Genomic DNA, 19,863 nt, shown 5'->3' with positions numbered 1-19,863 from the left:
CTTCAGTGCTTGGCGGCCGGATCGGCCGCAGGCGCGTGGGTGCCATAGAAGGCGCGCACCGCATCGATCATGCGGGTGCGCTCGAATTCGGGATGCAGGCGGTAGCGCAGCAGGTGTTCACCGACGAACAGCCCCACCACCATCACCGGGCTCAGCACGTTGGCCAGCAGCGACCAGACGGAGAACGGCAGCCACAGGTAGACCGGGATCGAGAGGGCGGCGGTGAGCGCGAAGTAGACAGTCCAGACCAAGGTGACCTGGCGCGTGTACTCGGGCATGCCCGGCCCCAGCGTGTGGACGCGCTGCGCGAACTGGCCGATCAGCGACAGCCCGCCGCCGCGCAGCGTGCCGCCGAACCAGCAGCCCAGCACCGCGTTGATGCCCACATGCTGCAACACGTAGAGGCGATTGGGATCGCCCGCGCCGCCCTGCCACAGCAGCACGAAGACCAGGGCGCCGATGACGGTCGCGCCCGCCAGGCCCCAGCCGCCGAAACGCGAACCGCCCAGGCCCAGGGCGGTGAGCCACAGGGGCCCGAGCAGCACCGCCATGGCCCAGGGCGCATGCGGATGGAACAGCATCAGCCAGTGCGACAGGCCGGCATACGCCGCGCCTGCGGTCAGCAGGAGCGCCAGGCGCCAACGCGACATCGCTCAGGCCCGCGCCGTGTGGCGATCCGTCGGCGGACCGCCCTCGAAAGCCGCGGCGCCCTGCCCTGTCATCAGGCGGTGGTCTTGTTCTGTTCCACGTGCGTGGCCAGCGTGCGCAGCGACGTGAAGATCTGCTGGTTGCGCTCGTCGTCGGAGCGCAGCTGGAAGCCGTATCGGCGCGACACTTCGAGCGCCACTTCCAGGATGTCGATGGAGTCCAGGCCCAGGCCTTCGCCGTACAGCGGGGCCTCAGGGTCCACTTCGGCCGGAGCGACCTCGAGGTTCAGGGATTCGACCAGCAAGGTCGCCAGCTCGAGCTCGAGCGGCGTCTGAACGGAGGGGGTTGGGGTCGATGACACGGAGACTCCTGAACGATTTCACGAAACAAAGGCGTTAATCGGCGAATTATAGGAGGGCGCCTTGGATAGACTGGCCGTTTTCGACCCGACCGGAGCCCCCATGGCCGAACCGCTTCTGATTGCCCGCCACGACAGCACCGAGTGCTTCCTGTTGCCCGGCCTGACCAACCGCCACGGCCTCGTCACCGGCGCGACAGGCACCGGCAAGACGGTCACGCTGCAGACCCTGGCCGAGCAGCTGTCGGGCATCGGCGTGCCGGTGTTCATGGCAGACGTGAAGGGCGACTTGAGCGGCATCAGCCAGCCCGGCAGCATCGGCGCGAAGCTCGCCGCCACGCTCAAGGAACGCGGCATCGAGCCGCCGGCCCCGCTGGCCTGCCCGGTCACGCTGTGGGACGTGTTCGGCGAGCAGGGCCACCCGGTGCGCGCCACCATCTCCGACATGGGGCCGCTGCTGCTGGGCCGCATGCTCGACCTCAACGAGACCCAGTCCGGCGTGCTCAACCTGGTGTTCAAGATCGCCGACGACAACGGCCTGCTGCTGCTCGACCTGAAAGACCTGCGCGCGATGCTGCAGCACGTGGGCGACAACGCGAGCCAGTTCACCACCGCCTACGGCAACATCAGCGCGGCCAGCGTGGGTGCGATCCAGCGCGGCCTGGTGCAGATCGAGAGCCAGGGCGGCGACAAGTTCTTCGGCGAGCCGATGCTCAACATCCAGGACTTCATGCAGACCGTCGGCGGCAAGGGCGTGGTCAACGTACTGGCCGCCGACAAGCTCATGAACGCGCCGCGGCTCTATGCCACCTTCCTGCTGTGGCTGCTGTCGGAACTGTTCGAGCAGCTGCCCGAGATCGGCGACCCCGAGCAGCCCAAGCTGGTGTTCTTCTTCGACGAGGCCCACCTGTTGTTCAAGGACGCGCCCAAGGCGCTGGTCGAACGCATCGAGTTGGTGGTGCGGCTGGTGCGTTCCAAGGGCGTGGGCGTGTTCTTCGTCACGCAGAACCCGCTGGACATCCCCGACACCGTGCTGGCGCAACTGGGCAACCGGGTGCAGCACGCGCTGCGCGCCTTCACGCCGCGCGACCAGAAGGCGGTGAAGGCCACGGCCACCACCATGCGCCCGAAGCCGGGCCTGGACATCGAGGCCGCGATCACCGAGCTGGCCGTGGGCGAGGCGCTGGTGAGCCTGCTGGACGAGAAAGGCCGGCCCAGCGTGACCGAGCGCGTGTTCGTGCTGCCGCCGGCCAGCCAGCTCGGCCCGATCACCGCGGCGCAGCGCCAGCAGCTGATCGCCAACTCGCTGGTCGCGGGCGTCTACGAGAAGGTGGTCGACCGCGAATCGGCCTACGAAAAGCTCAAGCAACGCACCGCCACCGCGCCCGATGCACCGGTCGCCGCCGGCGGCAAGCCCGGCACCGCGGCGGCCGAGGCCGGCGGCATGATGGGTGGCCTGAACGACCTGCTGTTCGGCTCCACCGGCCCGCGCGGCGGCAAGCGCGACGGCCTGGTGCAGACCATGGCCAAGTCGGCCGTGCGCACCGCGGGCACGGGCCTGGGCAAGGAGATCCTGCGCGGCGTGCTGGGCAGCATCTTCGGCGCCAAGAAGCGCTGAGCCGCGCGATCGCCGCGGCCTACTTCGGCGCCTCGGGGTAGTAGCGCCGGCTGGTGATGTCGACGCCGTCGGCCTCGATCTCCACCTCGAGGTTTTCCAGCACGCGCGAGACCATCATGTAGGTGCCGATGGTCAGCAGCAGTTCCGTCATGCCGCGCGGCGACAACAGGGCCAGTGCCGCCTCGAACTGTTCCACCGGCGCCTTGACCGAGCGCACCACGCTGTCGGTGAAGGCCAGCAGCACCTCATCGGCGCCGCCGTCGGCGGCGAGCGGTGTGCCCAGATCGGTGGCCAGGCGGATGCGCGCCTCGCTCACGCCGACGTGCCGCGCCAGGCGCAGGTGCTGGTGCAGTTCATAGGCCGATTCGCAATGCGCGCCGACGCGCAGGATCACCATCTCGCGCAGTTGCGGGTCGAGTTCGGTCCGCGTGAGCAGCGCGCCAGCCATCTGCACGAAGCCGGGCAGCACCGTAGGCGCGTTCGCCAGGATGCCGTAGATCGTGTACGGCGGGCGGGTGGCCAGCAGGTCTTGCAGTTCGGCCGGCATGGCCTCGCGGGCGACAGGGGGGATGCGTGCCATGGCCTCAGTCCAGCTTCAGGCCGATGCGGCGGATCACGTTGCCCCAGAAGTCGGTCTGCGCCTTCATGAAGGCACCGAACTCCTGCGGCGTGCTCGAGCGGGTTCGCAGGTTCAACTGCTCGAACTTTGCGCGCAGCTCCGGGGTGTCGAGCACGTGCCGCACCTCGGCGTTCAGCCGCGCCACCACGGCCGCCGGCGTGCCGGCCGGCGCCACGACGCCGCTCCAGCCCTCGATCGCGAAATCCGGGAAGCCCGATTCGGCCACTGTCGGCACCGATTCCAGTCCCGGCAGCCGCGTCGGCGAGGTCACGGCGATGGCCTTGAGCTGCCCACTCTTGAGGAACGCCATGGTGGGCGCGACGTTCTCGAACACCAGCGGCACATGGCCGGCGATCACGTCGGTGATGGCGGGGCTCGCGCCCTTGTACGAGATCAGCTGCATCTGGACGCCGGCCGTCTCCTTGAACACCTCGGCCGTCAGGTGCGGCGAGCCGCCGGGCACGGCCGCGAAGTTGTACTTGCCCGGATCCTTCTTGAGCAGCGCCACCAGCTCCTTCACGTTGCTGGCGGGGAACTGGGGGTTCGCCGCGATGATGTTCGGCAGCATCGCCACCAGCGAGACCGGCGCGAAGTCCTTGAGGTGGTCGAAGGGCAGGTTCCGGTACAGGTGCGGATTGATCGCATGCGTGGGGATGGTGCACAGCATCAGCGTGTAGCCGTCGGGCGCCGACTTCGCGACGAAGTCGGTGGCGATGTTGCCGCTGGCGCCCGGCTTGTTCTCCACCACCACCGGTTGCCCCAGCCGCTCGCCGAGGGCCTGCGCCAGGATGCGGGCCGCCAGATCGGTGGAGCCGCCGGGCGTGAAGCCGACGATCAGCCGGATCGGCTTCTGTGGCCAGCCACCGCCCTGCGCGTGTGCCGTGAAGGGAAGAATGCCGGTGGCGGCGCTCGCGGCGAGCGCGCCCAGGGTCTGGCGTCTGTTCATGTCGTGCACGTGTGTCTCCTTGGGGTTGTCGGTGGGCTGGACCTCAACGGCCTTCGCGCGCGCGTTGCTGCACGTCGGCGCGCAGCAGATCCTTCTTGACCTTGCCCGAGGCGGTGGTCGGGAACTGGTCCACGAACACGATGCGCTCCGGGTACTTCTGGCGCGCGACGCCGGCCGCATCGAGCAGCGCCGTGATGTCGGCCGCCTGCGGATCGCTGCCCGGACGCGCGATCACATAGGCGCAGACGGTCTCCCCGAGCCGCGCATGCGGCATCGCGACGACCGCCGCGGCCAGCACGTCGGGGTGCTGATGCAGCAAGTCTTCGACTTCCTTGGCGCTGATCTTCTCGCCGCCGCGGTTGATCAGGTCCTTGATCCGGCCGGTGAACACGATCGCGTGCTCCGGCGTCAGGTAGCCGATGTCGCCGGTGTGGAAGAAACCGTCGGCATCGAAGGCTTCGGCCGAATGGCCGGCGTCGGCATAGCCGATGCACATCGCCGGGCCACGCGCGCAGATCTCGCCCTCCTCGCCCGGCGCCAGCGCCCTGCCCTCGGCATCGACGATGCGCACCTCGTAGTCGAGCACCTCGCCGTCGGTCTCGGCGGCCAGCCTTTCCTGGCCGGGCCCGCAGAAGCCCATGGTGATCATCGGCGCCTCGCTCGAGCCGTAGACGCGGAACGACCGGCAGTTGGGCAGCACGCGCGCCACGCGATAGATGATTTCGGGCGCGACGGCCGCACCGCCGCAGGGGAACAACCGCAGCGAAGGCAAGCTGCGGCTGCTGCGCTCGGCCACGTCCATCAGCTCCTGCAGGAAGGGCGTGGCGCCGATGGTGAAGGACACCTGCTCGCGCTCGATGATGTCGGCGGCCTGCGCCGCATCCCACTTCTCCATCAGCACGCAGCGCGTCTCGCCGTAGAAGGGCATCTCGATGCCGTGGCTGAATCCGGTCACGTGGGTGACAGGCGACGGCATCAGCGTGGTGTCGCCCGGCCGGATGCCCCAATGCGTGGCGCACAGCAGCGTCGCGCGGATCAGCGAGTTGTGCGAATGCAGCACCGCCTTGGGCCGGCCGGTGGTGCCCGAGGTATAGAGCACCAGCTTGATGGCGTCGGGCGACACGGCCGGCAGCGCTGGCAGCGCGGGGGCGTGCGCGATGAGGTCGCGCAGGTCGCCGTCGGCGCGACCCGGCGCGCTGCTGCGCACGGTCCAGACATGGGCGAGATTCGGCAGCGCCGGGCGCAGGCGCGCGAGCATCGCCGTGAAGTCGAAGCCGCGGAAGCTCTCGGCGATGAAGATGCCCTTGGCACGGCTGTCGGAAAGAATGAGTTCGACCTCGCGCTCGCGGTAGATCGTGACGATCGGGCACACGATCACGCCCAGCATGCAGGCCGCGATGTCGATGAACACGCATTCGTGCCAGTTGGGCGCCTGGAAGGCCAGCACGTCGCCCGCCCGGAAGCCCTGGGCCTGCAGCGCCGCCGCCAGCCGCACCGACTGTTCCCACACCTCACCGGCGGTGACGTCGCGGCCGCCGCAGACCTGCGTCACGCGGCCGGGCTCGCGTTCGGCCAGTGCACGCGCGGCGTCGGCCACCGTGAGGTTGCGCCAGCGGCCCTCGCGCACCCATTGCGCCGACCGGGCGTCGTCCCACTGCACCTGCCAGCCACTGATGTCCTGTCTCACTTTGGAACTCCTTGCTTGCGGTCAGACCGCGAGGTAACGCGTCTTCAGCGCGGGTTGCGCGTCGAATGCGGCCCAGTCGCCCTGGAACACCAGCACGCCGCTGTCGAGCAGGTAGACGTACTCGGTGCACTGGCGTGCATAGGCGATGCTCTGCTCGGCCACCAGCACGGTCAGCCCCAGCTTGTGACGGGCCTCGCCGACCTGCCGCGCCAAGTCCTGCGCGACCTTGGGCGCCAGCCCCTCGGCGGGCTCGTCGAGCAGCAGCAGCCGCGGGGACGCCATCAATCCACGCGCCACCGCCACCAGTTGCTGCTGGCCGCCCGAGAGCTGGTAGCCCAGCCGGTCGAGCAGGTCCTTGAGCAGCGGGAACAACGCACACACATGGTCGACGCTCATGCGCGCGCTGCCCGGCGTGCCGGCATGCCACGCGAGTTCGAGGTTCTGGCGCACCGTGAGCGTGGTGAAGATGCGGCGGTCTTCCGGCACCAGCGCCAGGCCGAGCCGTGCGCGGGCCTCGGTGCTCAGCCCGTCGAGCGCGCGGCCGTCGAGGCGGATCTGGCCGCTGCTCTGCGGCCCCGCGTCGAGCAGCGACTTGAGCAGCGTCGACTTGCCGGCGCCGTTGCGCCCGAGCAGCGCCACGCCGCCCTGCGCCTTCACGTCGATGTCGATGCCGAACAGCGCCTGGCTGTCGCCGTAGCGGGCCTGGAGGTTGCGGATCTCAAGCATGCTCGTCTCCGTCGCCGAGGTAGACCTCTTTCACACGTTCGTCGTTGCGGATCTGCTCCGGCGTGCCGGACGCGATCAGCTGGCCATAGTGCAGCACGGAGATGCGGTCGGCCAGGCCAAACACCACGTCCATGTCGTGCTCGGTCATCAGCATCGAGAGGCTGCGCTGGCGCTTGACCTCCTGCAGCAGCCGCACCGTCGCCTGCCGCTCGGCGGCCGACATGCCGGCCGTGGGTTCGTCCAGGAACAGCACCGCCGGCTCGAGCGCCAGCACCATCGCCATCTCGAGCCGCTTGCGGTCACCGTAGGCCAGCGCGCCGGACACCGCGTCGCGTTGCGCCGCGAGGCCGGTGTCGGCCAGCAGGCGCTCGGCCTTCTCGGCGAAGCCGGCCGCATCGGCGCCGGTCACCCGGCCGATCGGGTTGCCACGGCGAACGCGGGCCTCGAGCGCGATCTGCAGGTTGTCCTGCACGCTGAGCTTGGGGAACACCTTGGCCACCTGGAAGGTGCGGCCGAAGCCGCGGTGGATGCGCTGGTGCGCGCTCATGCGCGTCACGTCGGTGGCACCGAAGTGCACCGTGCCGCGGTCGGCGTAGAGCTCGCCCGTCAGCACCTTGAACAGCGTGGTCTTGCCCGCGCCGTTGGGCCCGATCACCACATGCGATTCACCGGTGCCGATGGTCAGGCTCACGTCGCGCAGCACGCGGATGCGGCCATAGGACTTGTCGAGCGCGCGCGCTTCGAGCAGCGTGGTCGTCGTGCTCATCGCGAGCCCTCCGTCTCGATCGCCACCGGCGCGCGGACGGCGGGCGCCGGCCGCGTCCAGCGCGCGAGCAGGCCGAGGATGCCGCCGGGCAAGGACACCACCACGACCAGCAGCAGCAGGCCGGTCACCATGTCCGACATGCCCACCAGCGTGCGCGTGAGGTAGAACACCGCCGACAGCACCACCGCGCCCAGCACCGGCCCCCAGAAGTACGCGCTGCCGCCCAGCAGCGTGTAGAGGATCGGGTTGGTCGAGTTGGACCAGTGGGCGAGTTCCGGCGTGACGATCTGCGCCCAGGGCGCGATCAGCGCGCCGGCCGCGGCCGTGGTCGCGCCCGCGAGCACGAAGATCACCAGCCGGTGCAGCCGCACCGGGATGCCCAGGAACTCGGCGCGCTCCGGGTCCTGCTTGATCGCCTGCAGCGCACGGCCGAAGGGCGTGTCGATGATCCAGCGGATGAAGGCGATCAGCAGCCCGCAGGCCAGCACGATGAAGTAGTAGAAGTTGTCGCCCGCGGCCAGGTCGATCCGCCAGCTGCCGAAGCCCAGGCTCGGCCGCGCCAGGCCGGCCAGGCCGTCGTTGCGCCCGAGGAAGGCCGTGTTGGCGATCAGCAGGTGCAGCAGTTCCGCGAAGGCCAGCGTGAGGATCGCGAAATACACGCCCTCGCTGCGCCGCAATGCGACCACGCCCACCAGCGCGGCCAGCACCCCGCCCACGAGCGCCGCGAGCAGCAGCGCCGCCACGAAGGGCACGGCCATCTGCTGCGTAAACACCGCGGCCGCGTATGCGCCGGCTGCAAAGAACATCGCCTGACCGAAGCTCAGCACGCCGGAGAGTCCGAACAGCAGGTTGAACGACAGCCCGAACACCGCGTTGATCCAGACCATGCCGGCGATGAACACCAGCCCGCGGTTGAGCACGCCGGGCACGCACAGGGCCACCAGCATCAAGACCAGCAGGATCAGGTGGTCGCGGCGCTGGCCGCCGCCGAGAAAACGCGTGGTGTGCATCAGTGTTTCGCCTTGCCCATGAGGCCTTGGGGACGCAGCAGCAGGATCAGGGTCATGGCCACGAAGAAAGGAAGGCCCGGCAGGCCCGGCAGCACCCACTGGCCGAAGGCGTCGATCACGCCGAGCAGGATCGCACCTAAGAAGGCGCCGCTGATGCTGCCCATGCCGCCGATGATGATCACGCCGAAGGCCTGGATCACGAAGGCGCTGGCCAGCGTCGGCGACAGCGTCTGGTTCGACACCAGCAGCCCGCCGGCCAGCCCGGCCAGCGCGAAGCCGAGGGCGACCGTGGCGGTGTAGACCAGCCGCACGTTGACGCCCAGCAGCCGCGCCATCCAGGGGTCGGCGGCGATCGCCTTCACCAGCCGCCCGGGGCCGGTGCGGTTGAGGAAATACTCGAGCCCGACGAACACCACCACGCCGGCCGCGACGATGAACAGCGACAGCTTGGGCAGCACCGCGTTGCCGGCGATCCATGCACCGTCGAGCACCGCGGGCGGCATCACGCTGTGGTAGTTCAGGCCCCACAGCAGCTTGGTCGAGCCCTCGCAGACCAGCAGCAGCGCGTAGGTGGCGATCAGCACATAGGCGTCCTCCACCCCCGCGAGCCGGCGCAGCACCAGCCGGTCGACCACCAAGCCCAGCAGCGCCACCAGCACGCCAGCGGCCAGCGAGCCGAACAGGTAGACGGCCATCGAGCCGCTGCCGCCCAGCGCGTCGGCGATCGAGTAGGCCGCGTAGGCGCCGATCATGAAGAAGCCGCCGTGTGAGAAATTGAGGATGTGCAGCGTGCCGAACACCAGCGTGAGACCGGCCGCGACCAGGAAGGTCGCCATGGCCCAGGTCAGGCTGTTGACCAGCAACGTGACGATGTCGGCAGCTTGCATCGACGAGGTGCTTTCGTTGCGGCGGCTCAGGCCGTCTTGAGGCTGAGCTTCTTGCCCGGCGATGGCGGGAAGATCACGGACTTGCCGTCGACCTTGGTGTACTGCGAGACCTTGTAGCCCTTGTCGGTCGCGGCCGGTTCGATGTAGACCAATTCCACATCCTTGATCGCCTGGTTGTCCTCGGCGCGCATGGTGCGCGGGCCAGTCGCAGTGGCCCAGGTCAGGCCCTTGAGGTTGGCGATCACCGCCTGGGTCTCGCTCGACTTGCCTTTCTCGATCGCTTGCTTGAATGCATAGAGGCTCGCATGCGCCTCGGCGGCCCAGCCCAGCGGCTCGGCGTCCTTGGTCTTGGCCAGGTAGTCGGCCACGAAGCGGTCGCTCATCGGGTTGCCCTTGTTGGCCTCGGCGTAGTAGTGCATGCCGGTCCAGTGCGGCGGCAGTTGCTGCTTCATGCCGCGCGCGATCAGGAATTCGTTTGCCGCATCGCACACCACCTTGTAGCGCTGCATCAGGCCGAAGCCGCGCGCTTGCTGGAACATGGTGATCGCGTCGCCGCCGTAGGTGCAGTTGAAGACGCCGTCGGCCTGCTGGCGCAGCGCCTGTGTGATGCCGTTGCGGTAGTCGGCCACGCCGTAGGGCATCAGCACCGGCTCGAGGATCACGGGTTTCTTCTTGGCGATCGCCGGGTAGTACTCGAGCAAGGCGTCGACGAAGATGCTCCAGGTCGTGCGGCCGTACTCGTGGTCGGGCACCAGGCCGGTCCAGCGCGTGACGTCAGGATACTTCTCGGCCATCAGCCGCGCTTGCGCGCGGGTGCGCGCGTCCGGCGCATCGCCCGGGCGGAACAGGTTCGGCGAGTAGTTCTCGTGATTCATCTTCTCGGTGCCCGCACCGCAGGTCATGAACACGCCGTTCTCCTGCTGCATCACCGGGCCCAGCGCCAGCACCACCGCGCTGGAGATGCCGCCGGTGTGGAGGTTGATGCCCGCGCCCAGCAGTTCGCGCGCCGCGGCCAGCGCCGCGGCCGGGTTCGCCTTGTCGTCGCGGATCTCCAGCGCCACCTGGCGGCCCAGGATGCCGCCGGCCTTGTTGATCTGCTCGACCGCGATCTCGGCACCGTTGCGCACATAGGAACCGATGAACTCCTGCGGCCCGCTCAGCGGCGTGATCAGGCCGATCTTCAGAGGGCCGGACTGCGCGCGCACCAGGCCCGGCACGCCGGCCACGGCGGCCACGGCGGCGGCGGCGGCCGAGTACTTGAGGACGCTTCTGCGATCGAGATGGGTCATGGGATGTGTCTCCTTCGTTGGTTTGTTGTCTGCGCGAAAAAATCAGCGGCCGCTGAACACCGGCTTGCGCTTCTCGCGGAAGGCGGCCACCGCCTCGGCGTGGTCGGCGGTGCGGTTCGACAGGCACTCGTAGGCCACGCCCGCGTCGAAGTAGCTGTGGAAGAGCTGGCGCAGCGGCAGGTTGGTCGTGACCTTGCTCCAGCGGATCGCCTTGGTGGCGCCCGCGGCCAGGCGCTGCGCCAGCGCATCGACCGCGGCGTCGAGTTCGGCGCGCGCCACCACGTCGGTGATCAGCCCGATGCGCTCGGCTTCGGTGGCCGTCATGAGCTCGCCGGTCAGCAGGTACTTCTTGGCCTTGGCATAGCCGACCAGCTGTGGCCAGATCAGCGCGCCGCCGTCGCCCGCGACCAGGCCGACGCTCACGTGCGGGTCGCCGATCTTCGCTTCGTCCGACGCGATGATCACGTCGCACAGCAGCGCCAGGCTCGCGCCCAGGCCGGTGGCATGGCCGTTCAGGCGGCAGATCAGCGGCTTCTCGAGGTCGAGCTGGCTGTAGACGATGTCCTTGGCCTCGCGCGCGGTCTTCTCGAATTCCTCGGGCTCGTCGACCGACAGCTGCATCCAGTCGATGTCGCCGCCGGCGCAGAAGGCCGCGCCGTTGCCGGTGAGCAACACCACGTCGGAGTCGGCATCGCGCTGGGCATCGGTGAACACGCGCGACAGCTCATGGTGCAGCCGCGCGTTGACCGCATTGCGCTGCGCCGGCCGGTTAAGCGAGAGCACCAGCACCCGGCCCGCGCGCGAGAACTCGATGCATTCGTAGGAAGAGAAGTCCATGGGATGTCCTTGATCGGAAAGAGAGTCAGGGGGCGTCGCTCGCCAGGGCCGCGAAGGCCTGGAAGTGATGCTCGGCCGAGCCGTACAGCTGTTCGTTGACGCGGGCGCGTCGCAGAAAGTGGCTGGCGGCGTATTCCTCGGTGACGCCGATGCCGCCATGCAGCTGGATCGCCTCCTGCGTGACGCGCCGCGCCGCCTCGCCGATCACGCTCTTGGCCGCATGCACGTCGCGCGCCGCCTGGGGCGCGCCTGCCTGCACCGAGGCGATCGCCTGGTCGAGCAGCGCGCGGCTCTCGCCGAGGGCGATGTACATGTCGACCGCGCGGTGCTGCAGCGCCTGGTAGGTGCCCAGCGGCGCGCCGAACTGGCGCCGCGTCTTCAGGTAGTCGAGCGTGAGCTCGAACGCGGCCGACATCGCGCCCAGCGAATCGGCGGCGGTGGCAAGCGCACCCAGTCGCAGCGCCGCGCCGGCATCGACAGCGCCGTCGCCCAGGCGCACCGCCGCTGCGCCATCGAGGTCCAGCGTGGCCGCGCCGCGCCCGTCGAGCAGCGGATAGCGCGCGAGGCGGCAACCGGCGGCCTGGGGGTCGACGATCCAGAACGCCGCTTGCGATGGGCTGTCGCCGGTGCGCACGATGAGCAGGTCGGCGATGTCCACGTCGATGGCCATGGCCTGGCGGCCATGCAGCGCACCGCCCTCCTCGCGCAGGGCCGTGGCGCCGCCCTGCCCCAGCACCGGGACCACGCGCTTCTCGCCACCGTGGATGGCGGGCAGCAGCAGGTCGCGCTGCGCCGCACTGCCGTGCTGCGCGACGATGAAGGGCGCCACCACGCCTGCCGAGACGAAGGGCTCGGTCAGCAGGCTGCGCCCGGCCGCCTCGGCCAGCAGGCAGATCGACGACAGTCGCAGGCCGAGCCCGCCCGCCGCTTCGGGCGTGGCGACGCTGAACCAGCCCATGTCGGCCAGGTCGCGCCAGCACGCCGGGCTGAAGCGGTGCGCGGCCGCGCCGAGGCGCTGGCGCGTGTCGAAGCGGTAGCGCTCTCCGAGGTAGCGCGCGGCGGCGTCGGCCAGAGCGGCGTCGGTGTCGTCGGACCAGGTTCTTGTTTTCACAGGCCGAGCTCCGCTTTGCTGATGATGTTGCGCTGGATCTCGTTCGATCCGCCATAGATGGTGGAGGCGCGGCCGTGCAGGTACTCGCGGATCGCGCCGCTGGTGTCGGGCGGGCCCGCGGGCGACACGGCCTCCTCGCCGTTCACGTCGGCCGGGTCGTAGGCGATGGCGCTGCTGCCCAGCCAGTCGAGCGTGGCCTCGGAGATCAGCTGCTGCAGCTCGGTGCCGCGGATCTTCATGATCGAGGCCTCGACGCCGGGCGGCTGGCTCGGGTCCATGCTGCGCGCGTAGTTCAGGCAGAAGGCGCGCAAGGTGTGCAGCTTGAGCTCCATCTGCACGATGCGGCGATCGAAGGCCGCGCGGTCGCCGATGCCGTCGCTGGGCGTGCTCGCCACCAAAGCCTTCAGGTGTGCAAGCTGGCGCATCGCGCGCCCGGTCTCGGCCGACAGGATGCGCTCGTTGCTGAGCAGGAACTTGGCGTAGGTCCAGCCGCGGCCCTCCTCGCCCACGAGGTTCTCGGCCGGCACGCGCACGTCGTCGAGGAAGACCTCGTTCACATGGTGGCAGCCGTCCATGGTGCGGATCGGACGCACCGTGACGCCGGGCGAGCGCATGTCGATCAGCAGGAAGGAGATGCCCTGCTGCGGCCGCGCTTCCTCGCTGGTGCGCACCAGGCAGAACATCCAGTCGGCCCACTGCACGTAGCTGGTCCAGATCTTCTGGCCGCTCACGCGGTAGTGGTCGCCCTCTCGGAGTGCACGGGTCTTGAGGCCCGCCAGGTCGGAGCCCGCGCCGGGCTCGGAATAGCCCTGCGCCCACCACTCCTCGGACGCCAGGATCGGCGGCAGGAAGCGCCGCTTCTGCGCCTCGGAGCCGAAGGTGTAGATCACCGGCCCGACGTAGTTCACGCCGAAGGGAATGAGCCAGGGCGCGCCGCCCAGCATGCTCTCTTCCTCGAAGACGAAGCGCTGCAGCGGCGTCCATTCCGAGCCGCCGTAGACGCGCGGCCAATGCCCCGCGACCCAGCCGCGCGGTGCCAGCGAACGCAGGAACGCGAGGTTGTCTTCCTTGCTCAGGAACAGGTTGCCGAGCACCTTGCGGCGAACGGCCGGCGGCAGCTCGTCGCGGCAGTAGTCGCGCACCTGGCGGCGGAAGTCTTCTTCCGCATCGAGGGCCGGCGCCAGCCCGGCGCGGCTCGTGGAGGGAGGGTTGTCCATGGGACTTCGTTTCGGATTTGGCGGTCGCCGAAGCGCCGAAGGGAATAAAATGATTACTGAATCACCATTCAGTTTCTGTGATTTCCCGGTCTTTGGCGCTAGGTGTAAACGCGCAGAGCAGCCGAGCGAAAGCTTTCCGCTAGACTGAAAAACGAAGAGTTCAACCGATCACGATCCGGCGCAAAGCGCCAAAGGAATGGCCCTTGGCAAATGCCTCGACGACCCGCAAGACACGAAAGGTTTCGACCGGCGCGCAACTGACGCGCGAGGAGCGAACCGCCAAGACGCGCGAGGCGCTGCTCATCTCCGCGGCACGCGTGGTCGGCGAGTTCGGCTACCGCGATGCATCGATCCAGCGCATCACCGCCGATGCCGGCATGGCGCAAGGGACCTTCTATCTGTACTTCGAATCGCGCCAGGCGCTGTTCGATGAACTGCTGCCGCACTTCGGCCTGCACATGCTCGCGCGGGTCAAGGAGCGCGCCCACGGCGCCAAAGGCTTCTTCGAGATCGAGGAGATCGGTGCCCGGGCGGTGTTCGAGTACCTGCAGGAGAACCCGTGGTTCTGGCGCGTGCTCAACGAGGCCGAGGTCGAGGCCCCGGCCGCCTTCAGCCGCCACCACACCGAAGTGACGCGGCGCTACACGAAGTTCCTCCAGCGCGCGCGCGGCGACGAGGAGATCTCAGGCTACGCCGAGAGCGAGCTGGACACGCTGGCCTACCTGCTCATCGCGGCGCGCGACTACCTCTACCTGTACCACCTGCACCGTGCCACGACGCAGACGGGCATTCCCGAATCGGTGATTGCCACCTACATGAATTTCCTGCGGCACGGGCTCGGTCCGCGGCCCGCGGCGACGGCGGCCGCACCTGCCGCCGCCGCGAAGAAGCGCACGGCGACGCGCACGGCCTGAGCGCCCGCCGTCGAAAGTGCCGGGGCCGGCCGGGCGGCCGGCGCTTCGGCCTCAGTGCGAGGCCGTCTTGGAGAACAGCTGGATCACCGCCACCCCCGCGACGATCAGGCCCATGCCCAGCATCGCCGGGCCGTCGAGCCGCTGCTTGAACAGCACCAGGCCGACCACCGACACCAGCACGATGCCGGCGCCCGACCAGATCGCATAGGCCACGCCCACGCTGATGGTGCGCAGCGTCAGCGAGAGCAGGAAGAAGGCGATGCCGTAGCCCACGACCACCAGCACCGAGGGGCCGAGGCGGGTGAAACCTTCGGAGGCCTTGAGCGCCGAGGTTGCGGCCACTTCGGCCACGATCGCGAAGGCAAGGTAGAGCCAGGTCATGCGTGCGAATCCTTTCTGCGAAAAGGCAGCACTGTGCCTTGTCGCACAAAGACCCGCCGCGTGCACGGCCGGGCCGACCGTGCGCACATCCCTCGAGTCAGAGCTGCGCGGCCCGGAAGAAGGCCTCGATCGGATCGAGGTGCGCCGGCACGTTGAGCGCCGGCGCATGGCCGCAATCCGGCACTTCGATCACCTGCAGCCGGCCGGCCGCGCCGGGACCGCGTCCGCGCATCTGGACCACCGTCTCGGGCAGCACCAGGTCGGAGTCGACGCCGCGCAGGCACAGCACCGGCGCTTCGATCGCGTCCCAGTGCGGCCAGATGCCGTAGTCGTCGTCGTGCGCGGTGAACTGGCGCACCATCTTCGGGTCGTAGTGCGGCGTGACGCGGCCGTCGGGCAGGCGGCGGGTCGAGGTCTCGGTGAGCCGGCGCCATTGGGCGTCGCTGAGCCAGCCGTAGGGCTTGTAGACGGTGCGGAAGAAGGCCTCGAGCTCGGCCACGGTGTCGAAGGCCGGCGGGTTGCCCGCATAGGACTTGATGCGTTCGATCGCGGCCGAGGCCAGCTCGGGTGCGTTGTCGTTGAGCACCAGGCTCGCGATGCGCTGCTTCATGCGCGGCGCGAAGAGGCCCGATGCGCAGACCGTGCCGATCGCGCCGCCCATCGAGGTGCCGATCCAGTGCACGCGCGCGAGCTGCAGGTGGTCGCACAGCGCCTCGGCCAGCCGGGCGTAGAAGGAGAGCTGGTACTCCTCGTCGGGCAGCGGGCTCCACTGGCTCAGGCCGCGGCCGAGGGTGTCGGGGCAGATCACGCGAAAGCCCTGGCCCGCGAGGTGCGCGGCCAGCTCGTCCATGTCGCGGCCGGTGCGTGCCAGGCCGTGCCAGGCGATCACGGCGGCGCCCTCCTTCGGGCCCCAGTCCATCCAGTGGATCTCGCGGCCGAGAAGTTGTGCGTAGTGGGAAGTCGGGTTCATCGTGCAGCACGCGTACGCAGTTTGCCGACGATGCCCGTCGGGAAATAATAGACCGACAGCACGAACAGCACGCCCAGCCAGAGCAGCCAGCGGTCGGGCGACAGCAGCGCCGCCAGCCAGGGCAGGCCGCTCGCGGCCTCGTTGCCCAGGCGCAGCAGGTCCTGCAGGTAGCTCTGCGCGATCACGAACAGCACCGCGCCGATGGCCGCGCCGTAGATGGTGCCCATGCCGCCGATCACCACGATCAGCAGCACGTCGACCATGATCTCGAAGCTCAGCGAGGTGTCGGGCCCGTTGTAGCGCAGCCAGATCGCGAGCATCGCGCCGGCCAGCGTGGCGAACAGCGCCGACAGCACCGCAGCCGTGGTGCGGTAGACCACCACGCGGTAGCCGATGGCCTCGGCGCGGAACTCGTTCTCGCGGATCGCCTGCAGCACGCGGCCGAAGGGCGAGTTCACGATGCGCAGCAGCGCCAGCACCAGCACCACCGCCACCACGAACAGCAGGTAGTAGCACAGCAGCCGGCCGTCGAGCGAGACGCCGAAGAAGGGTTCCTCGGCGAACTCGAAGCTGGGCGAGATCAGCTCGGGCAGCTTGAAGGTCAGGCCGTCTTCGCCGCCGGTGAACTCCGACAGCTGCGAGGCCAGCGTCTGGAAGGCCGCGGCCACCGCCAGCGTGATCATCGCGAAGAAGATCGCGCGCACCCGCAGCGAGAACAGGCCGATGGCCAGGGCCAACACCAGCGACAGCGCCAGCGCGCCGCCCAGGCCGGTGGCCACCGCGCCCCAGCTCGGGCCCATGCGGCTGGCCGCGATCGCGATGCCGTAGGCACCGATGCCGAAGAACATGGTGTGCGCGAAGCTCACGATGCCGGTGTAGCCCAGCAGCAGGTCGAAGCTGGCGACCAGCACCACGAAGACCAGGATCTTGGCCGCGACGCTGAGCGCCTTGACGCCCGGGAACGCGAAGGGCGCGAAGGCCAGGCCCAGCAGCACCGCGAGCAGCAGCACGGCGAGCACGCGGCTGCGCGGCATGTCGTTGGAGAGGAGACGTTTCAACATGGCTTCTTCCTCAGCGACTGCTGGCCACCGGATACACACCCTGCGGCCGCCACAGGAGCACGGCGACCATCAGGAAGATGCTCGCGAACTGCGTGAGCGTGGGCACCAGGAAGCCGATGTAGTTGGTCATCAGGCCGACCAGCAGCGCGCCGATCAGCGCCCCGCCGGTCGAGCCCAGGCCGCCGATGATGATCACGATGAAGATCAGCACGTTGACCTGCGCGCCCATCTGCGGGATCAGGTTCTGCTGGAACAGGCCCCACATCACGCCGCCCAGGCCGGCCAAGGCGCTGCCGACCACGAACACGCCGACGAACAGCCGGCCGATGCGGTAGCCCAGCGACTCGACCATCTCGCGATCCTGCACGCCGGCGCGGATCAGGAGGCCGATCTTGGTGCGGCCCAGCGTCCAGGCCAGCAGGCCGAACACCACCAGGCCCACCGCCACCGCCAGCAGCCGGTACTTGCTGATCGCCGCCTCGGCCACGAAGACCGAGCCGCGCAGCGCCTCGGGCAGCGGCAGCGGGATCTGCGCCGGGCCCCAGATCACCTTGATCAGCTCCTCGCCGATGATCATGCCGCCCATGGTGATCAGGATCTGCTTCAGGTGCTGGCCATAGACCGGCCGCACGATGAAGCGCTCGAAGGCCAGGCCGACCGCGCCGGCCACCAGCATCGCGACCAGCATGGCCGGGAACACCGCGACCAGGTTGCGCCAGAGTTCGCCCGAGCCGGTCCAGTCGCCCATCAGGCCCAGCACGCTGCTGGCGACGAAGGCGCCCAGCGCGATGAACACGCCGTGGCCGAAGTTCAGCACGTCCATCAGCCCGAAGATCAGCGTCAGGCCCGAGGCGATGATGAAGATGATCATGCCCATCGCCAGGCCCGCGACCGTGAGCGTGAGCCAGGTCGAGAGCGAGCCGGTCAGCGGCAGCGCGACCAGCGCGAGCACGGGGACCAGCAGCAGGGGTTTCCAGTCGAGATCGGATGCTTTCATGGCTGCACGCCCTTTTCTTGCACCTTCCCCCTCCGGGGGAAGGATGGGATGGGGGCCGACGGCACTTGCAAGGCCGCCCTATATCGAAGGCTGCGAGCCCCCACCCCAACCCTCCCCCAGAGGGGGAGGGAGCCATACGTGGAGTACTTCATAGCGCGAGTCCCAGCAGCGATTGCTGCAGTTGCGTGTCGGCGGAGAACGCGGCCATCGCACCGCTGTGCACCACGCGGCCGTTGTCCATCACCGCCACGCTGTCGCCCAGGCGCTGGGCGAAGTGGATGTTCTGTTCGACCAGCAGCAGCGTCACGCCGCTGCGCTTGAGCTCGGCGAAGGCGTCGATCATGTTGTTGATCATCACGGGCGCCAGGCCCTTGCTGGGCTCGTCGATGATCAGCAGTTCGCGCGGCTCGACGATGGCGCGCGAGACGGCCAGCATCTGCTTCTGCCCGCCCGACAGCTTGCCCGCCGGGTGGTTCCAGAACTTCTGGACCGCCGGGAACAGCTGGAAGATCCACTTCAGCCGCGTGTCGTCGATCGCGTCGGCGTTCTTCGCGGCGCGCGCGGCCAAGAGCATGTTCTCCTTGACCGTGAGGTCCGCGAAGATGCCCATCGTTTCCGGCACGTAGGCGATGCCCAGCGCGGCGATCTCGGGCGTGCGCAGCGCGGTGATGTCCTTGCCGGCGAAGTGCACCTTGCCCTTCGACGCGTGCCACAGGCCCATGATGGTCCGCAGCGTGGTGGTCTTGCCCGCGCCGTTGCGCCCGAGCAGCATGGTGAGCTGGCCCTTGGGCACCACGAGGTCGACGCCGTGGAGGATGTGGTACGCCCCGATGTGCGTCTGCACGCCTTCGAGCGTCAGGAGAGGGTTGGAAGTGGTCATCGGTTTTGCTCCTTCCCCCGCTGGGGGAAGGTCGGGATGGGGGCCAGCGGCGGTCGTGAAGCCGCGAGGGTCCGGAGGCCGGCGGCCCCCACCCCTGCCCTCCCCCGTGGGGGGAGGGAGAGATTCATGGGGATCGTCATGCGGCCTCCTTCGCCACGCCCAGGTAGGCCTCTTGCACGATCGGCGAGGCGATGACCTCGGCCGGCTCGCCGTCGGCCACCAGCGTGCCGTTGTGCAGCACGATGATCCGGTCAGCCAGTTCGCGCACCACGTCCATCTTGTGCTCGACCAGCAGGATGGTCTTGGTCTTGTCCTGCTTGAGCCGGCGGATCAGGTCGAGGATCACCGGCGCCTCGGCGGCGTTCATGCCGGCCGTGGGTTCGTCGAACATGAAGACCTGCGGCTCGAGCGCCATCAGCAGCGCGACTTCGAGCTTGCGCTGGTCGCCATGCGGCAGGCTGGCCACGGTGGCGTGTTCCTTGGCCTTGAGGTTGATCTCCCGCAGCAGTTCGTCGGCCCGCTCGGTCAGCGCGCGGTGGTCGCTCCAGATGCTCCAGAGGTTGAGCCCGCGCCGGTGCGCGCCCGCGCGCGTGGCCTGCACCGCGAGCCGTACGTTCTCCAGCACCGTGAGGTTGGGAAACAGGTTGGTCAGCTGGAAGGCGCGTCCCAGGCCCGCGTGCGTGCGCGCCGAGGGCGACAAGCCCGACAGCTCGCGCCCATCGAGCGACACCGTGCCGGCGCTGGCCTTGAGCTGGCCGGAGATCAGGTTGAAGTAGGTGGTCTTGCCCGCGCCGTTGGGCCCGACGATGGCCGTCAGGGTGCCGGGAGCGAAGGCGCAGGACACCGCGTTGACGGCCACATGGCCGCCGAAACGAATGGTCAGGTCTTGGGTGACGAGCATGGGAAGGAAAGGGGGGATGGCTCCTTCCCCCAATGGGGGA

At 69.0% G+C, this 19,863-nt stretch carries 21 protein-coding genes; 2 read left to right on the top strand and 19 right to left on the bottom strand.

The window, feature by feature from the left end; all coding sequences use genetic code 11:
- Positions 1-2: 2 nt before the first annotated feature.
- On the bottom strand, positions 3-650 hold the full coding sequence (locus A9977_RS20830; protein ID WP_183026801.1) for a hypothetical protein: 648 nt from the start codon (positions 648-650) through the stop codon (positions 3-5).
- A gap of 71 nt (positions 651-721) precedes the next feature.
- Positions 722-1,009 carry a phosphopantetheine-binding protein gene (locus A9977_RS20825; RefSeq protein ID WP_183026800.1) on the bottom strand — a complete coding sequence of 96 codons (288 nt, stop codon included), beginning with the start codon at positions 1,007-1,009 and terminating at the stop codon, positions 722-724.
- A 100-nt stretch (positions 1,010-1,109) separates the two neighbouring features.
- Between A9977_RS20825 and A9977_RS20820 the strand changes: the two genes are divergently transcribed.
- Complete coding sequence (locus A9977_RS20820) at positions 1,110-2,624, top strand: helicase HerA-like domain-containing protein (protein WP_183026799.1); 1,515 nt, start codon at positions 1,110-1,112, stop codon at positions 2,622-2,624.
- Between the two features lie 19 nt (positions 2,625-2,643).
- On the opposite strand, the gene A9977_RS20815 is transcribed toward A9977_RS20820, so the two are convergent.
- From A9977_RS20815 to A9977_RS20765, 11 genes are read right to left on the bottom strand one after another with little or no spacing between them, the layout of a single operon-like run.
- Positions 2,644-3,204: a carboxymuconolactone decarboxylase family protein gene (locus A9977_RS20815; protein ID WP_183026798.1), complete on the bottom strand. Its 561-nt coding sequence runs from the start codon at positions 3,202-3,204 to the stop codon at positions 2,644-2,646.
- Positions 3,205-3,208: 4 nt separating this feature from the next.
- Positions 3,209-4,189: a tripartite tricarboxylate transporter substrate binding protein gene (locus A9977_RS20810; RefSeq protein WP_183026797.1), complete on the bottom strand. Its 981-nt coding sequence runs from the start codon at positions 4,187-4,189 to the stop codon at positions 3,209-3,211.
- Positions 4,190-4,232: 43 nt separating this feature from the next.
- Positions 4,233-5,876, bottom strand: a complete 1,644-nt coding sequence (locus tag A9977_RS20805; RefSeq protein ID WP_183026796.1) for an AMP-binding protein — start codon at positions 5,874-5,876, stop codon at positions 4,233-4,235.
- Between the two features lie 21 nt (positions 5,877-5,897).
- Positions 5,898-6,602 carry an ABC transporter ATP-binding protein gene (locus tag A9977_RS20800; RefSeq protein ID WP_183026795.1) on the bottom strand — a complete coding sequence of 235 codons (705 nt, stop codon included), beginning with the start codon at positions 6,600-6,602 and terminating at the stop codon, positions 5,898-5,900.
- On the bottom strand, positions 6,595-7,368 hold the full coding sequence (locus A9977_RS20795; protein WP_183026794.1) for an ABC transporter ATP-binding protein: 774 nt from the start codon (positions 7,366-7,368) through the stop codon (positions 6,595-6,597). The genes A9977_RS20800 and A9977_RS20795 overlap by 8 nt, the downstream gene beginning before the upstream one ends.
- A complete protein-coding gene (locus A9977_RS20790; RefSeq protein WP_220811970.1) occupies positions 7,365-8,378 on the bottom strand; it encodes a branched-chain amino acid ABC transporter permease in 1,014 nt (337 codons plus the stop codon). The genes A9977_RS20795 and A9977_RS20790 overlap by 4 nt, the downstream gene beginning before the upstream one ends.
- On the bottom strand, positions 8,378-9,265 hold the full coding sequence (locus A9977_RS20785; protein WP_183026793.1) for a branched-chain amino acid ABC transporter permease: 888 nt from the start codon (positions 9,263-9,265) through the stop codon (positions 8,378-8,380). The genes A9977_RS20790 and A9977_RS20785 overlap by 1 nt, the downstream gene beginning before the upstream one ends.
- A 26-nt stretch (positions 9,266-9,291) precedes the next feature.
- Positions 9,292-10,554: an ABC transporter substrate-binding protein gene (locus A9977_RS20780; protein ID WP_183026792.1), complete on the bottom strand. Its 1,263-nt coding sequence runs from the start codon at positions 10,552-10,554 to the stop codon at positions 9,292-9,294.
- Positions 10,555-10,596: 42 nt separating this feature from the next.
- Entirely contained in the window at positions 10,597-11,391 is a 795-nt protein-coding gene (locus A9977_RS20775; protein ID WP_183026791.1) for an enoyl-CoA hydratase/isomerase family protein, read from the bottom strand.
- A gap of 25 nt (positions 11,392-11,416) precedes the next feature.
- A complete protein-coding gene (locus A9977_RS20770; RefSeq protein ID WP_183026790.1) occupies positions 11,417-12,502 on the bottom strand; it encodes an acyl-CoA dehydrogenase family protein in 1,086 nt (361 codons plus the stop codon).
- Positions 12,499-13,719, bottom strand: coding sequence for an acyl-CoA dehydrogenase family protein (locus A9977_RS20765; protein WP_183026789.1), 1,221 nt, complete (start codon positions 13,717-13,719; stop codon positions 12,499-12,501). The genes A9977_RS20770 and A9977_RS20765 overlap by 4 nt, the downstream gene beginning before the upstream one ends.
- 203 nt (positions 13,720-13,922) lie before the next feature.
- Here A9977_RS20765 and A9977_RS20760 point away from each other — a divergent pair, with 203 nt between their 5' ends.
- A complete protein-coding gene (locus A9977_RS20760) occupies positions 13,923-14,633 on the top strand; it encodes a TetR/AcrR family transcriptional regulator (RefSeq protein ID WP_183026788.1) in 711 nt (236 codons plus the stop codon).
- 51 nt (positions 14,634-14,684) lie between these two features.
- On the opposite strand, the gene A9977_RS20755 is transcribed toward A9977_RS20760, so the two are convergent.
- From A9977_RS20755 to A9977_RS20730, 6 genes are all read right to left on the bottom strand, one after another.
- Positions 14,685-15,014, bottom strand: a complete 330-nt coding sequence (locus A9977_RS20755; protein WP_183026787.1) for a multidrug efflux SMR transporter — start codon at positions 15,012-15,014, stop codon at positions 14,685-14,687.
- Between the two features lie 97 nt (positions 15,015-15,111).
- Positions 15,112-15,984: an alpha/beta fold hydrolase gene (locus A9977_RS20750; protein WP_183026786.1), complete on the bottom strand. Its 873-nt coding sequence runs from the start codon at positions 15,982-15,984 to the stop codon at positions 15,112-15,114.
- Positions 15,981-17,045, bottom strand: coding sequence for a branched-chain amino acid ABC transporter permease (locus A9977_RS20745; RefSeq protein WP_183026785.1), 1,065 nt, complete (start codon positions 17,043-17,045; stop codon positions 15,981-15,983). Before A9977_RS20745 ends, A9977_RS20750 begins: the two co-directional genes overlap by 4 nt.
- Positions 17,046-17,055: 10 nt before the next feature.
- On the bottom strand, positions 17,056-18,042 hold the full coding sequence (locus tag A9977_RS20740; RefSeq protein WP_183026784.1) for a branched-chain amino acid ABC transporter permease: 987 nt from the start codon (positions 18,040-18,042) through the stop codon (positions 17,056-17,058).
- A 148-nt stretch (positions 18,043-18,190) separates the two neighbouring features.
- Entirely contained in the window at positions 18,191-18,922 is a 732-nt protein-coding gene (locus tag A9977_RS20735; protein ID WP_183026783.1) for an ABC transporter ATP-binding protein, read from the bottom strand.
- A gap of 136 nt (positions 18,923-19,058) precedes the next feature.
- Positions 19,059-19,823, bottom strand: coding sequence for an ABC transporter ATP-binding protein (locus A9977_RS20730; RefSeq protein WP_183026782.1), 765 nt, complete (start codon positions 19,821-19,823; stop codon positions 19,059-19,061).
- Positions 19,824-19,863 lie beyond the last annotated feature (40 nt).

This window comes from Variovorax sp. UMC13 (assembly GCF_014170375.1).
Lineage (GTDB): Bacteria > Pseudomonadota > Gammaproteobacteria > Burkholderiales > Burkholderiaceae_C > Variovorax.
This window is presented reverse-complemented; position numbering and strand designations above follow the sequence as displayed.

What these genes read in the sequence shown, in the direction of transcription:
- A9977_RS20830 (WP_183026801.1), bottom strand. Translation starts at nt 650, where the DNA reads ATGTCGCGTTGGCGCCTGGCGCTCCTGCTGACCGCAGGCGCGGCGTAT.
- A9977_RS20820 (WP_183026799.1), top strand. Translation starts at nt 1,110, where the DNA reads ATGGCCGAACCGCTTCTGATTGCCCGCCACGACAGCACCGAGTGCTTC.
- A9977_RS20815 (WP_183026798.1), bottom strand. Translation starts at nt 3,204, where the DNA reads ATGGCACGCATCCCCCCTGTCGCCCGCGAGGCCATGCCGGCCGAACTG.
- A9977_RS20810 (WP_183026797.1), bottom strand. Translation starts at nt 4,189, where the DNA reads ATGAACAGACGCCAGACCCTGGGCGCGCTCGCCGCGAGCGCCGCCACC.
- A9977_RS20800 (WP_183026795.1), bottom strand. Translation starts at nt 6,602, where the DNA reads ATGCTTGAGATCCGCAACCTCCAGGCCCGCTACGGCGACAGCCAGGCG.
- A9977_RS20795 (WP_183026794.1), bottom strand. Translation starts at nt 7,368, where the DNA reads ATGAGCACGACGACCACGCTGCTCGAAGCGCGCGCGCTCGACAAGTCC.
- A9977_RS20790 (WP_220811970.1), bottom strand. Translation starts at nt 8,378, where the DNA reads ATGCACACCACGCGTTTTCTCGGCGGCGGCCAGCGCCGCGACCACCTG.
- A9977_RS20785 (WP_183026793.1), bottom strand. Translation starts at nt 9,265, where the DNA reads ATGCAAGCTGCCGACATCGTCACGTTGCTGGTCAACAGCCTGACCTGG.
- A9977_RS20780 (WP_183026792.1), bottom strand. Translation starts at nt 10,554, where the DNA reads ATGACCCATCTCGATCGCAGAAGCGTCCTCAAGTACTCGGCCGCCGCC.
- A9977_RS20775 (WP_183026791.1), bottom strand. Translation starts at nt 11,391, where the DNA reads ATGGACTTCTCTTCCTACGAATGCATCGAGTTCTCGCGCGCGGGCCGG.
- A9977_RS20765 (WP_183026789.1), bottom strand. Translation starts at nt 13,719, where the DNA reads ATGGACAACCCTCCCTCCACGAGCCGCGCCGGGCTGGCGCCGGCCCTC.
- A9977_RS20755 (WP_183026787.1), bottom strand. Translation starts at nt 15,014, where the DNA reads ATGACCTGGCTCTACCTTGCCTTCGCGATCGTGGCCGAAGTGGCCGCA.
- A9977_RS20750 (WP_183026786.1), bottom strand. Translation starts at nt 15,984, where the DNA reads ATGAACCCGACTTCCCACTACGCACAACTTCTCGGCCGCGAGATCCAC.
- A9977_RS20745 (WP_183026785.1), bottom strand. Translation starts at nt 17,045, where the DNA reads ATGTTGAAACGTCTCCTCTCCAACGACATGCCGCGCAGCCGCGTGCTC.
- A9977_RS20740 (WP_183026784.1), bottom strand. Translation starts at nt 18,042, where the DNA reads ATGAAAGCATCCGATCTCGACTGGAAACCCCTGCTGCTGGTCCCCGTG.
- A9977_RS20735 (WP_183026783.1), bottom strand. Translation starts at nt 18,922, where the DNA reads ATGACCACTTCCAACCCTCTCCTGACGCTCGAAGGCGTGCAGACGCAC.
- A9977_RS20730 (WP_183026782.1), bottom strand. Translation starts at nt 19,823, where the DNA reads ATGCTCGTCACCCAAGACCTGACCATTCGTTTCGGCGGCCATGTGGCC.